The sequence below is a fragment of the Microbacterium sp. NPDC089186 genome, assembly GCF_040685115.1.
Taxonomy (GTDB): domain Bacteria; phylum Actinomycetota; class Actinomycetes; order Actinomycetales; family Microbacteriaceae; genus Microbacterium; species Microbacterium galbum.
Window position 1 is genome coordinate 318,913 of the sequence record NZ_JBFBHJ010000004.1, and the last position, 12,033, is coordinate 330,945.

13 protein-coding genes are annotated in these 12,033 nt (G+C 67.8%); all 13 read right to left on the reverse strand.

All coding sequences use genetic code 11. The features are described 5' to 3' along the window. Positions 1 to 26: 26 nt before the first annotated feature. The 13 genes from AB0N82_RS15335 to atpB all read right to left on the reverse strand — a co-directional run bounded on the left by AB0N82_RS15335 (position 27) and on the right by atpB (position 11,975). The gene (locus tag AB0N82_RS15335) at positions 27 to 1,559 is read right to left on the reverse strand and encodes an APC family permease (protein ID WP_363392747.1); all 1,533 of its coding nucleotides are present in this window, start codon (positions 1,557 to 1,559) and stop codon (positions 27 to 29) included. A gap of 45 nt (positions 1,560 to 1,604) precedes the next feature. Beyond that, entirely contained in the window at positions 1,605 to 2,378 is a 774-nt protein-coding gene (locus AB0N82_RS15340; protein WP_315993169.1) for a protein phosphatase 2C domain-containing protein, read from the reverse strand. A 118-nt stretch (positions 2,379 to 2,496) separates the two neighbouring features. Beyond that, positions 2,497 to 3,477: an aldo/keto reductase gene (locus AB0N82_RS15345; protein ID WP_363392751.1), complete on the reverse strand. Its 981-nt coding sequence runs from the start codon at positions 3,475 to 3,477 to the stop codon at positions 2,497 to 2,499. 77 nt (positions 3,478 to 3,554) lie between these two features. Next, entirely contained in the window at positions 3,555 to 4,244 is a 690-nt protein-coding gene (locus tag AB0N82_RS15350; protein WP_363392754.1) for a DUF5684 domain-containing protein, read from the reverse strand. 110 nt (positions 4,245 to 4,354) lie between these two features. Continuing rightward, positions 4,355 to 5,104 carry a peroxide stress protein YaaA gene (locus AB0N82_RS15355; protein WP_363392757.1) on the reverse strand — a complete coding sequence of 250 codons (750 nt, stop codon included), beginning with the start codon at positions 5,102 to 5,104 and terminating at the stop codon, positions 4,355 to 4,357. 68 nt (positions 5,105 to 5,172) lie between these two features. Next, a complete protein-coding gene (locus AB0N82_RS15360) occupies positions 5,173 to 5,433 on the reverse strand; it encodes a F0F1 ATP synthase subunit epsilon (protein ID WP_315993173.1) in 261 nt (86 codons plus the stop codon). A gap of 1 nt (position 5,434) precedes the next feature. After that, positions 5,435 to 6,883, reverse strand: coding sequence for a F0F1 ATP synthase subunit beta (gene atpD, locus AB0N82_RS15365; protein WP_315993174.1), 1,449 nt, complete (start codon positions 6,881 to 6,883; stop codon positions 5,435 to 5,437). A gap of 22 nt (positions 6,884 to 6,905) precedes the next feature. Next, positions 6,906 to 7,808: a F0F1 ATP synthase subunit gamma gene (locus AB0N82_RS15370; protein WP_298874924.1), complete on the reverse strand. Its 903-nt coding sequence runs from the start codon at positions 7,806 to 7,808 to the stop codon at positions 6,906 to 6,908. 24 nt (positions 7,809 to 7,832) lie between these two features. Then, the gene (gene atpA / locus AB0N82_RS15375) at positions 7,833 to 9,464 is read right to left on the reverse strand and encodes a F0F1 ATP synthase subunit alpha (RefSeq protein WP_315993175.1); all 1,632 of its coding nucleotides are present in this window, start codon (positions 9,462 to 9,464) and stop codon (positions 7,833 to 7,835) included. Positions 9,465 to 9,526: 62 nt separating this feature from the next. Further along, the gene (locus tag AB0N82_RS15380) at positions 9,527 to 10,315 is read right to left on the reverse strand and encodes a F0F1 ATP synthase subunit delta (RefSeq protein ID WP_315993176.1); all 789 of its coding nucleotides are present in this window, start codon (positions 10,313 to 10,315) and stop codon (positions 9,527 to 9,529) included. After that, complete coding sequence (locus tag AB0N82_RS15385; RefSeq protein ID WP_315993177.1) at positions 10,315 to 10,872, reverse strand: F0F1 ATP synthase subunit B; 558 nt, start codon at positions 10,870 to 10,872, stop codon at positions 10,315 to 10,317. Before AB0N82_RS15385 ends, AB0N82_RS15380 begins: the two co-directional genes overlap by 1 nt. A gap of 34 nt (positions 10,873 to 10,906) precedes the next feature. Next, positions 10,907 to 11,140: a F0F1 ATP synthase subunit C gene (gene atpE / locus AB0N82_RS15390; RefSeq protein ID WP_043360904.1), complete on the reverse strand. Its 234-nt coding sequence runs from the start codon at positions 11,138 to 11,140 to the stop codon at positions 10,907 to 10,909. 43 nt (positions 11,141 to 11,183) lie between these two features. Next, on the reverse strand, positions 11,184 to 11,975 hold the full coding sequence (gene atpB / locus AB0N82_RS15395; protein ID WP_315994578.1) for a F0F1 ATP synthase subunit A: 792 nt from the start codon (positions 11,973 to 11,975) through the stop codon (positions 11,184 to 11,186). Between the last annotated feature and the right edge of the window lie 58 nt (positions 11,976 to 12,033).

A 12,033-nucleotide genomic window follows, 5' to 3' on the forward strand; every position in this document is an offset into this window, starting at 1 on the left:
CCGCGTGAGCGGCCCGGCTGCGCGCCTCAGATCCCGCCGTCGACCGACCGCGGATAGGCGATCGGCTCGTCCGGGACGAGCACCTCGGTCTCTCGGTTGAGACTCTCGCCACGGAAGAACGGCTTCGAGCCGGGGAACGCGAACCACACCACCATGAGCACCACGCCGACGACGAGGGCCCCGATGCCGACGACGAAGGTGCCCCCGACGCCGAACAGCACCGTGTAGCCGTACTCGGGGTCGTACATGTCGATGGCCGACTGGACGAATGCGTATGTCAGCATCAGGGCCCCGAGCAGCGGCAAGATGCCGCGATAGACGAGGTTCTTGCCCGACGAGAACAGTTCACGACGGTAGTACCAGACGCAGGCGTACCCGGTCATGGCGTAGTAGAACGCGATCGCGAGTCCGAGCGACAGGATCGAGTCCTGCAGGATGTTGTCACTGATGAGCGTCATCCCCACGTAATAGACGCTCGCCACGATCCCCATGACCAGGGTCGAGAACGACGGCGTCTTGTAGCGCGGGTGCACCGACCGGAACCGCGCCGGCAGCGCCTTGTAGGCCGCCATCGCGAGCGTCCCGCGAGCGGTGGGGAGGATGGTCGTCTGCGTCGATGACACCGCCGAGATGAGCACGGCGACGATGAGCACCCACCCGAACGGTCCGAACAGCCCGTCCTTCAGCGCCAGGAACACGTCGTCCGCGTTCTCGGGGTTCGCAAGCCCCGAGCCGTCCTCCCCCACTCCGGCGTACATCATCGCGGCGACGGTCACGGTGACGTAGGTCCCGAGCAGGATGACGGTGGTCAGCAGCGCCGCGCGGCCCGGAATGCGCTTCGGGTCCTTCGTCTCCTCGTTCAGCGCGAGGCAGGTGTCCCACCCCCAGTAGATGAACAGCGCCAGCAGCACCGCCTCGGTGAAGCCGCTCCAGTCGGTGAAGCCCAGCGGGTTGAACCACGCGATGTCGAAGGGGGTGGGGTTCGGCGCCGTGCCGTCGAAGAACTTCCACAGCGCGAGCACGACGAACAGGGCGAGCACGAGGTACTGCACGCCGAGCAGGATGTTCTGGATCCGTTCGCCGATCTCGACGCCCCGGTAGCTGATGTAGGTCATCGCGGCGATGAACGCGACACCGGTCGCGGTCACGAGCGGCACGTTCTCGGCGAGCGAGCCGTCGCCGATGAGCGACCAGAGGTAGATGCCGGCGATCTGCGAGAGATTGGCGAGCACGACCATGCCGGCCACGGCCACTCCCCAGCCGCCCATCCACCCGATCCACGGGCCGAAGGCCTTGGTCCCCCAGGTGAAGGTCGTTCCGCAATCCGGGATCTCGTTGTTCAGCTCACGGTAGGCGAAGGCGATGAACAGCATCGGCACGAATGCGATGACGAAGGCGATGGGCGCCTGCGCACCGACGGCCAGGACGACGAAACCGAGGGTGGCGACGAGGGAATAGACGGGGGCGGTGGATGCCAGACCGATCACGGTCGAGCCCCACAGGCCCAGCGTTCCGGAGGCGAGGCCCTTACCGGCCGTCCGTTCGGGTGCGGAGGTCATATGCCGAACGTAGAATCCGCGCCCAGGCGCGGTCAAGAGCGGATCTCAGGCGGAGCGGCGCGCGACGTCGAGGACGACGATGGTCACGTTGTCTCGGCCGCCGTTCTCGAGCGCGGCGGCCATCATGGCGTCGACCGCTGCCGCGGGGTCGGCGTTGGCCGCGAGGAAGTGACGGATGCCGAAATCGGTGAGCTCCTTCGTCAGACCGTCGGAGCAGACCACGAATCGGTCGCCGTCGAGCACGTCGAGACGCAGGTAGTCGGGCTTGACGCTGTCGCTCGGTCCGACGGCGCGCGTGATGACGTTGCCGTAGGGGTGGTTCTCGGCCTCTTCGGGGCTGAGTCGGCCGGCCGCGATGAGCTCCTGCACCACCGAGTGGTCGGTGGTCACCTGGACGATCTCCTCATCTCGCACCAGGTACACGCGGGAGTCCCCGATGTTGAGGGTCACCCAGTGCGGTTCCTCGGTGTGCGTCTCGAGATAGAGGCCCGTGAGGGTCGTCCCCGTCCCCTCGTCCGTCGTCTCGGGATGCGCCACGATGTCCTTCACGGCGCGGGAAAGGGCCTTCTCGATGTTCTTCGTCGAGACCGCACCCGACTCGACGACGGCGCGCAGACGGTCGACGGTACTGGCACTGGCGATCTCGCCGCCGAGGTGGCCGCCCATTCCGTCGGCGACGATGAAGAGAGGGTATTCCGCGAGGAACGCGTCTTGATTGACTTCGCGGCGACGCCCCGTGTCGGTGCTCGCCGCCCAGCGCAGTTCGAGAGAGCCGTCGCCGAGAGGGACGGTACGCGTGTGGGTGGTCACCTCGGGCACGAATGATCCTCCGGTTGGCCGACAGCTGCGCCGGCGGAACCGCGCGGCCCTGTCATCCTAGTCGACACGCGAGCATCGCCAGCGGACGCGCCGGAGCGCCCCCTCCCCCGTGCCGCGTTCATCCCGCGGCGGGATCGGCCGGCAGCCCCAGGATGCCGTCGAGCTCGGCGAGATCATCGACGCTCGGCGACCACGCCGTGGCGGCGGCGGCGTTCGAGCGCACCTGCGCCGCGCTGGTGGCTCCGGCGATGACGCTGGAGACGAGCGGGTTCGCGAGGAACCACCCGAACGTCGCCTCGAGCATCGAGATCCCCCGCGCGTCGCAGTATGCCTGGTACCGCTCGAGGGCGTCCCACGGCGCGTCGCGCCAGAGGTGCGGGCGCTGGCGCATGATGCGGCTGTCGTCCGGACCGCCCTCGCGCGTGAACTTCCCGGTGAGCAGGCCGTTGTGCAGCGGGAAGAAGGGGAGGAAGCCGAGGCCGAAGCGGCGGGCGGCGGGGAGCACCTCGCGCTCGGCCGCTCGCGCGAGGAGGCTGTACTGGTTCTGCGCCGACACGAACCGGACGCCCGCCGCCGCGGCATCCGCCTCGGCGATCTGCCAACCCGAGAAGTTCGAATGACCGATGTATCGGATCTTGCCTTCGCGGACGAGATCCGCGAGCGCGTCCAGCGTCTCGTCGACGGGCGTCTCGGGATCGGGCGTGTGCAACTGATAGAGGTCGATCCAGTCGGTGCGCAGGCGCCGCAGCGAATCCTCGACGGCGCGCCGGATGTGCGCCCGTGAGCCCTTCGCGCCGCCGACGATCGCCGGCGCGAAGTCCGCGTGGCCGAATTTGGTCGCGAGGACGACCCGGTCGCGGCGCCCCTCCAGCGCCTCGCCCATGAGCGTCTCGGACAGGCCGAAGGAGCGGCCGTAGATGTCGGCCGTGTCGAGGAACGTGACGCCCGCATCGAGGGCGGCGTCGAGGACGTTCCGCGTCCCCTCGAGCGTTTCGGTGGGCGTACCCACACGACCGAAGTTGTTGCACCCGAGGCCGACGGCGGACACCCGAAGTCCTGAGCGGCCGACGGGGCGAAGGGGCAGATCGGTGGGGGTCATGACTCCACGCTATCCCCGTGACGACACGAGGGGCTCCCCGCACACGGCGGAGAGCCCCTCGACGATCCGGTCGGAGATCAGACCTGCGGACCGGCCGGGGGTGCCGGCGGCGGCGGCGTGCTGCCCGAGGCGGGCGGCGTCTGCGGCGGCGCGTACCCGGGGGCCGCCGGCGGGGCGTAGCCCTGCGCGGGAGGAGCGACCGGCGCCCCGTATCCGCCGTCGTTCTGACCCTGGACGTTCTGCGCGGGCTGCGCGGGGATGCCGTTCCAGAACGTCTTGTCAGCGAGGAACGACGAGCCCCACGGCGACGGCGAGGCGGCGGCGGGGTTCCACCGGTTGCTGCTGAAGCCCAGGATGCCGAGGAAGATCCACTGACCGAGAGGGCCGAGCAGGAACAGCAGCAGAATGGGCCAGTCGCGTCCGAACTTGGCGGCCACCCGGTACGAGATCATGATCAGCGCGACGACGATCGCGAGACCGGCGAGGAAGTTCAGGATCGGAATGGCGGAGGCCACGGCGAGACCCAGAAGGATCCACGGCGAGAAGTCACCCAGCTTGGCGTAGACGAGGGCGTTGTAGACGGGGACCCAGGCGCGCCACTTGCCCTGGACACCAGCCTTCTCGAAGACCTTCATGAGCAGGAACGAGCTGATGAGGTAGCCCAAGATGCTGAACAGGAAGATGAAGAGGTACACCACGGCCAGAACCGCCGCCTCGCCGGCACTGGTCGTCCCGTAGTCGGAGTAAGCGAGATTTGAGATGTTCACGTCGATCCTCTCGAGCGGCCCCCGCGGTCACGAGAGCCGGCGGGCGTCTCCCGCGCGTGTCATGCTAGCGAACCTGAGTGTTCGCTGACATCCCCTCGTCGACATCCGTCTCAGACTGCTAGGAGCAACTCCCGTTCACCGGACGGCCCCACCGTCCACCCGTTCTTCCTCGCCCACCCGAGGAAGTCCTCGCGGCTGGACAGCTCCGCCCCGCTCGACGCCAACGCGCGGACGAGCTCGCCTTTCGCGTGCTTGTTGAAGTGGTTCAGAGCGCGGACGGCGCCTCCCTCCCCCTCCGTGACCACGCGTACGTACGCCGACGACATGCCCTCGGGTACAGGCCCCAGCGCCACGTACGCCTCCGAACGAAGGTCGAGGACGAACGACGCACCGGCGTCGGCGAGAGCCTCGCCGACGGCGCCGGCCCAAACACGGCGCAGTGCCGGCAGAGCGGGAATCGAGGTCCCCGCCGCGAGGCGATAGGCGGGGATGCCGTCGAGAGCACCCACCGGACCGAAGGGCGCGGAATGGATGACGACGTGCTCCGCGAGCCAGCCGCGGGCGTCGTCGTCGAGACTCCCGGCATCCAGGGCGTCGAAGAGCACCCCGGTGTAGCGGGCGACGGCGGGCAGGGTGGGCGCCGACCGAAGCGCGGCGTTGTCGGCGATCTCGTGCCGACGCTTCGGGCTGAGCTTCAGCACGCGCGCCGCCGTGTCTTCGTCGGCGCTCAGAGCGACGAGGGCGTCGAGCACGCTCTCGCGCTGCGGCAGGAGCGACGGCGCCCACAACGACGCGAGCGACAACGGAGCACCGTCGCCGCCCGGTTTCTTGGTCTCGGACGGCGGCAGCAGGACGAGCATGGATCCTCCCGGAAAAGGCGACGCGCGCCGCCCGATATCGGGCGACGCGCGTCAGCGATGAAGCGGTGTCAGGAGACGAGGGCTGCGTTCCCGGCGACGATCGTCACTTCGTCGTTCGCCATCGAGAGGAAGCCGTCCTCGGCGTTGGCCAGGATCTTCGTGCCGTCGGCGCGGGTGATGCGCACCTCGCCCTGGGCGAGGATCGCGAGCACCGGCTCATGCCCCTGCATGAAGCCGATCTCACCCTCGACGGTCTTGGCCACGACGAGCGTGGCCTCCCCCGTCCACACCTCGGCGTCTGCCGACACCAGGCTCACGCGCAACGACATGTCAGCCGTTCTCCTTCTGGATCTGCGCCCACTTGGCCTCGACGTCGGAGATGCCACCGACGTTGAAGAACGCCTGCTCGGCGACGTGGTCGAAGTCGCCCTTGACGATCGCGTCGAACGACTCGATGGTCTCCTTGATCGGGACCGTGGAGCCCTCGACGCCGGTGAACTTCTTCGCCATGTAGGTGTTCTGCGAGAGGAACTGCTGGATACGACGTGCACGCGACACGACGATCTTGTCTTCCTCGGAGAGCTCATCGACACCGAGGATGGCGATGATCTCCTGCAGTTCCTTGTTCTTCTGAAGGATCTGCTTCACGGCGGTGGCCACGCGGTAGTGGTCGGCACCGATGTAGCGCGGGTCGAGGATGCGGCTCGTCGACGTCAGGGGGTCGATGGCCGGGTACAGACCCTTCGACGCGATCTCACGCGAAAGCTCGGTGGTGGCGTCGAGGTGGGCGAACGTGGTCGCCGGAGCCGGGTCGGTGTAGTCGTCGGCGGGGACGTAGATCGCCTGCAGCGAGGTGATCGAGTGACCGCGCGTCGAGGTGATGCGCTCCTGGAGCACACCCATCTCGTCAGCCAGGTTCGGCTGGTATCCCACGGCCGAAGGCATGCGACCCAGCAGGGTCGAGACCTCGGAACCGGCCTGCGTGAAGCGGAAGATGTTGTCGATGAAGAGCAGCACGTCCTGCTTCTGCACGTCGCGGAAGTACTCCGCCATCGTCAGCGCCGACAGGGCGACGCGCAGACGCGTCCCCGGCGGCTCGTCCATCTGGCCGAACACGAGGGCGGTCTTGTCGAAGACGCCCGCCTCTTCCATTTCGCCGATCAGGTCGTTGCCCTCACGGGTGCGCTCGCCGACACCGGCGAACACCGAGACACCACCGTGGTCCTGCGCGACGCGCTGGATCATCTCCTGGATGAGGACCGTCTTGCCGACGCCCGCACCACCGAAGAGACCGATCTTTCCACCCTGCACGTAGGGGGTCAGGAGGTCGATCGACTTGATGCCGGTCTCGAACATCTCGGTCTTGGACTCGAGCTGGTCGAAGCTCGGCGCCTTGCGGTGGATGCCCCAGCGCTCGGTGACCTCGATGGTCTCGCCCGGAGCGGCGTTCAGCACCTGACCGGTGACGTCGAACACCTTGCCCTTGGTCACGTCTCCGACGGGCACCGAGATGGGGCCGCCGGTGTCGCGGACGTCCTGACCGCGGACCATGCCGTCGGTGGGCTTGAGCGAGATGGCGCGGACGAGGTCGTCGCCGAGGTGCTGAGCGACCTCGAGGGTGATCTCGGTCGACTCGTCACCGATGGTGATCGTGGTCTTCAACGCGTTGTAGATCTCGGGGATCGCGTCATGCGGGAACTCGATGTCGACGACCGGGCCGGTGACGCGCGCGACGCGTCCGACGACGGCCGCGTCGGTCTTCTCGGCGGTGAGGCTCATGGCTTCTTCTCTCCTTGGGAACTTACTTGCCGGATGCCAGGGCATCGGCGCCGCCGACGATCTCGGCGATCTGCTGCGTGATCTCCGCCTGGCGCGCGTTGTTGCGCAGGCGGGTGTAGTCGGTGATGAGCTTGTCGGCGTTGTCACTGGCCGACTTCATGGCCTTCTGGGTCGCGGCGTGCTTGGCGGCCGACGACTGCAGCAGGGCGTTGAAGATACGGCTCTGGACGTACGTCGGCAGGAGCGCGTCGAGAACGGTCTCGGCGTCCGGCTCGAACTCGTAGAGCGGGTAGACCTCGGACTGCGCGGGAGCCTCATCGGCCTCGAGCACCTCGAGCGGGAGCAGGCGCACGGACTCCGGCGACTGCGTCATCATGCTGACGAAGCGGTTGTAGACGAGGTGGATCTCGTCGACGCCGCCCTCGTTCTCCCCGCCTGCGCGGTACGCCTCGATCACGGCATCCGAGATCTCTTCGGCGGTCGAGAACTGCGGGGTGTCGGTGTCGCCGACCCACTGGGCGACGCTCGGCATGCGACGGAACTGGAAGTATCCGACGGCCTTGCGTCCGACCAGGTAGTAGACGACCTCTTTGCCCTGCGAGCGGAGCAGCTCGGCCAGCTCGAGACCCTCACGGAGGATCTGCGAGTTGAACGCGCCGGCGAGGCCGCGGTCGGACGTGAAGATGACGACGGCCGACCGACGGATGTTCTCGCGCTCGGTCGTCAGCGGGTGATCGACGGAGGAGTGCGTGGCGACCGCCGAGACGGCGCTCGTGACGGCCCGCGCGAAGGGCGATGCCGCGCGCACACGCGCCATCGCCTTCTGGATGCGCGAAGCCGCGATGAGCTCCATCGCCTTGGTGATCTTCTTGGTCGTCTGAGCAGAACTGATCTTCTGCTTATAGACCCGCAGTTGTGCGCCCATGATTCCGTTCTCGTGTCGTCGCTATCAGCGACGGCCCTTGACGATCCGCTCCTGGTTGACGTCCTCCGCCTCGGCGGCGTCGACCTTCTCGGCGCCGACGACGCTCTGGTCCTTGCCGGGCTGGAATTCCTTGGAGAACGCGTCGATCTTCTGCTCCAGCTCCGCGAGCGTGTCGTCACCGAGCACGTTGGTCTCGCGCAGAGTGTCGAGCACGGTCGAGTTGCGGCGCAGGTAGTCGAGCAGTTCGCGCTCGAAGCGCAGCACGTCGGAGACCTCGACCGCGTCGAGCTTGCCGTTGGTGCCGGCCCAGATCGAGACGACCTGCTCCTCGACGGGGTACGGCGAGTACTGCGGCTGCTTGAGCAGCTCGGTGAGGCGGGCACCGCGGGCGAGCTGACGACGCGAGGCCGCGTCGAGGTCGCTCGCGAACATCGCGAAAGCCTCGAGCGAGCGGTACTGCGCGAGTTCCAGCTTCAGCGTTCCGGAGACCTTCTTGATCGACTTGACCTGAGCGTCACCGCCGACGCGCGAGACCGAGATACCCACGTCGACCGCGGGGCGCTGGTTGGCGTTGAAGAGGTCGGACTGCAGGAAGATCTGGCCGTCGGTGATCGAGATCACGTTGGTCGGGATGTACGCCGAGACGTCGTTGGCCTTGGTCTCGATGATGGGCAGACCCGTCATCGAGCCGGCGCCGAGCTCGTCGGAGAGCTTCGCGCAACGCTCGAGCAGACGCGAGTGCAGGTAGAAGACGTCGCCGGGGTACGCCTCGCGGCCCGGCGGGCGACGCAGCAGGAGCGACACGGCGCGGTAGGCCTCGGCCTGCTTCGACAGGTCGTCGAAGATGATCAGGACGTGCTTGCCCTCGTACATCCAGTGCTGGCCGATGGCCGAACCGGTGTAGGGCGCGAGGTACTTGAAGCCGGCGGGGTCGGACGCGGGGGCCGCGACGATGGTGGTGTAGTCCATCGCACCGGCGTCCTCGAGCGCGCCCTTCACCGAAGCGATGGTCGAGCCCTTCTGGCCGATGGCGACGTAGATGCAGCGAACCTGCTTATTGACGTCGCCCGACTCCCAGTTGGCCTTCTGGTTGATGATCGTGTCGATCGCGATGGCCGTCTTGCCGGTCTGACGGTCGCCGATGATGAGCTGACGCTGGCCGCGGCCGACGGGGATCATGGCGTCGATGGCCTTGATGCCGGTCTGCAGGGGCTCGTGCACGCTCTTGCGCTGCATCACGCCGGGAGCCTGGAGCTCGAGCGCGCGACGACCCGAGGTCGCGATCTCACCGAGACCGTCGATCGGGTTGCCGAGCGGGTCGACCACGCGACCGAGGTAGCCCTCGCCCACGCCGACCGAGAGCACCTCACCCGTGCGGGTGACGCTCTGGCCCTCTTCGATGCCGGAGAACTCGCCGAGCACGACGACACCGACCTCGTTCTCGTCGAGGTTCTGGGCGAGGCCGAGCGTGCCGTCCGCGAAGCGGATGAGCTCGTTGGCCATGACACCGGGGAGTCCCTCGACGTGGGCGATGCCGTCGGCCGCGTCGACGACGGCGCCGACCTCGGTCGCCGCGGCGCCGGTGGGCTCGTAGGCGTTGACGAAGTCCTTCAGCGCGTCACGAATGACGTCGGGGCTGATAGAGAGATCTGCCATTGTCTTCCTTCGTTCGTGGGGCCCTCGGCCCCCAAGATCACGCCCGCTCGGGCGGAAAGTCTTCAGCCGGCGATCCGCTGGCGGAGGTCGGCGAGACGTGCGGACACGCTCGCGTCGATGACGTCGTCGGCGACCTGCACGCGCAGACCACCCAGCACGGTCGGGTCGATCACGGTGTTCAGCGTGACAGCCGAGCCGTAACGTGCGCTGAGAGCGTTCTGCAGACGGGTCTGCTGGTCGGCGCTCAGCGGTGCGGCGGCGGACACGGTGGCCACGATGCGCGATCGCTGATCGGCCACGATGCGCTCCGCGCGGCGGAGCAGGGCACGGACCCGACGACCGCGCGCGTGCTCGACGAGCGACGACACGATCAGGGCGGTGCCGGCGCTCGCGCGCCCACCGAGGAGGGTCGAGACGAGCGTGCCCTTCGCCGACGCGTCGCCGAGACGACCGCCGAGCGCGAGCTCCAGTTCGCCGTTGGAGGCGACGGTGCGCGAGAACGAGAAGAGCTCGGCCTCGATGTCACCGGTCTCGGCGACCGAGGTGGCCCGCACAGCGAGCTCCTCGAGTCCCTCCACGAACTCCGCGGCGCTGGACCAGCGCTGCTGAGCGGCGCGCGAGAGCAGCTCCACCGTGGCAGGCCGGTACGACGGACCGAACACGGCGGAGACGAGCCCCGCCCGGGCTTCCGCCGGCACCGACGAGTCGGACAGCGCGCCGCTCAGCTGCGCCGATCCGCTCACGGCGGCCACGGCAGCGAACAGCTCGCGTGCGACGTCGAGATCGACACCCGACGCGGAGGCCAGGGCCTCCGACGTCGCGGTCCGGGCCTGAGTGGTCGCGCTGCCCATTACTTGGCCGCCTTCTCGGAGGCCTCGAGCTCGGCGAGGAAGCGGTCGACCACGGCGTTGGCGCGCGCGTCGTCCGACAGGGTCTCACCGATCACGTTGCCGGCGAGGTCGACCGCGAGGGTACCGACCTCGGAGCGCAGCTGCACGAGGGCCGTCTGACGCTCGGCCTCGATCTGCGCGTGCGCGCTGGCGGTGATGCGGGCTGCCTCGGACGCAGCGGTCTCCTTGGCCTCGGCGACGATCTTACGACCGTCCTGGGTTGCGGACTCGCGGATCTCACCGGCTTCGCGGCGCGCCTCGGCGAGCTGCGCGGTGTACTCCTCGAGTGCGGCCTCGGCCTGTCGCTGAGCCTCGTCGGCCTTGGCGATGTTGCCCTCGATGGCAGCACTGCGCTCGTCGAGCAGCTTCGCCATCCGCGGCAGGGCCACACGCCACACCACGAAGATGATGACGACGAAGCACACGGCCGACCAGATGATGTCGTACCACGCCGGGATCAGCGGGTTGTGCGCCTCTCCCGCGGGCTCCGCGGCGAGTGTGACAAGAGCGTTCAGCATCCTGTCTCCTTACAGTGAGTCGAGAGCGGCCGGTTCAGGTGAAGATGAAGCCGGTCGCGATACCGATGAAGGCGAGCGCCTCGGTGAAGGCGATACCGATGAACATCAGGACCTGCAGGCGGCCCGCGAGCTCGGGCTGACGGGCGACGCCCTCGATCGTCTTGCCGACGACGATGCCCACGCCGATGGCGGGGCCGATGGCGGCGAGGCCGTAGCCGATCGTGGCGACGTTACCGGTGACCTGGGCGAGAACCGTAGTTGCGTCCACGGGTTTTTCCTTTCGTTGGGTGGCTCGGCGTGCGCCGGGCCGCTCAGTGCTCTTCTGCGACCGCGAGCTGGATGTAGACCGCGGTGAGGATCGCGAAGACGTACGCCTGGAGGAAGGCGACGAAGATTTCGAACAGGGTGAAGGCGAAGCCGAAGGCGAGGGAGCCGGCGCCGAGCGCCGTCCACCAGCCGCTGAGCCCGACCACGAAGAACTGGGTGGCCGAGAAGAACAGCACCAGCATGAGGTGGCCGACGACCATGTTCATCAGAAGACGCAGCGTCAGGGTGACGGGGCGGATGATGAAGGTCGAGAGGAACTCGAGCGGGACGATGATGATGTACAGCGGCCACGGCACGCCCGAGGGCAGCAGCGCGTTCTTGAAGAAGCCGCCGGGGCTCTTCTTGATGCCGGCGTAGATGAAGGTGACGTACGCGACGATCGCGAGCAGCAGCGGCACGGCGATGACGCTCGTACCGGCGATGTTCAGGAACGGGATGACACCCGTGATGTTCATGAACAGCACCATGAAGAAGATCGTGGTGAGGATCGGCAGGAACCGCTTGCCGTCCTTGCGACCCAGGATGTCTTCGGCGATGTTGACGCGGACGAAGTCGAGGCCCATCTCGGCGATGCTCTGGAAGCGGCCGGGGACGACCTTCATGCGGCGGGTGCCCAGCACGAGGAAGAGGACCAGCGCGAGCGTCGCCAGCATCTGCGTGAGGTTGATGCGGGTGATCGCGAAGATCGTGCCCTCGAACAGGACCGCGTCGGGGAAGAACTCGGAGATGGAGGGCGGGTGGAACTCCGCACCCGCAGACGCGAAGTTCGTGATCAGGGTCGCAGCTTGAGTGGACAGCGCTGGCTCCAGCTTCGGGGCATCGGTGTGAACCGTT

Excerpts from the sequence above, each read along its gene's own strand:
- AB0N82_RS15385 (WP_315993177.1), bottom strand. The coding sequence starts at position 10,872 with ATGCTGAACGCTCTTGTCACACTCGCCGCGGAGCCCGCGGGAGAGGCG.
- AB0N82_RS15370 (WP_298874924.1), bottom strand. The coding sequence starts at position 7,808 with ATGGGCGCACAACTGCGGGTCTATAAGCAGAAGATCAGTTCTGCTCAG.
- AB0N82_RS15345 (WP_363392751.1), bottom strand. The coding sequence starts at position 3,477 with ATGACCCCCACCGATCTGCCCCTTCGCCCCGTCGGCCGCTCAGGACTT.
- atpD (WP_315993174.1), bottom strand. The coding sequence starts at position 6,883 with ATGAGCCTCACCGCCGAGAAGACCGACGCGGCCGTCGTCGGACGCGTC.
- AB0N82_RS15335 (WP_363392747.1), bottom strand. The coding sequence starts at position 1,559 with ATGACCTCCGCACCCGAACGGACGGCCGGTAAGGGCCTCGCCTCCGGA.
- AB0N82_RS15360 (WP_315993173.1), bottom strand. The coding sequence starts at position 5,433 with ATGTCGTTGCGCGTGAGCCTGGTGTCGGCAGACGCCGAGGTGTGGACG.
- atpA (WP_315993175.1), bottom strand. The coding sequence starts at position 9,464 with ATGGCAGATCTCTCTATCAGCCCCGACGTCATTCGTGACGCGCTGAAG.
- AB0N82_RS15380 (WP_315993176.1), bottom strand. The coding sequence starts at position 10,315 with ATGGGCAGCGCGACCACTCAGGCCCGGACCGCGACGTCGGAGGCCCTG.
- AB0N82_RS15355 (WP_363392757.1), bottom strand. The coding sequence starts at position 5,104 with ATGCTCGTCCTGCTGCCGCCGTCCGAGACCAAGAAACCGGGCGGCGAC.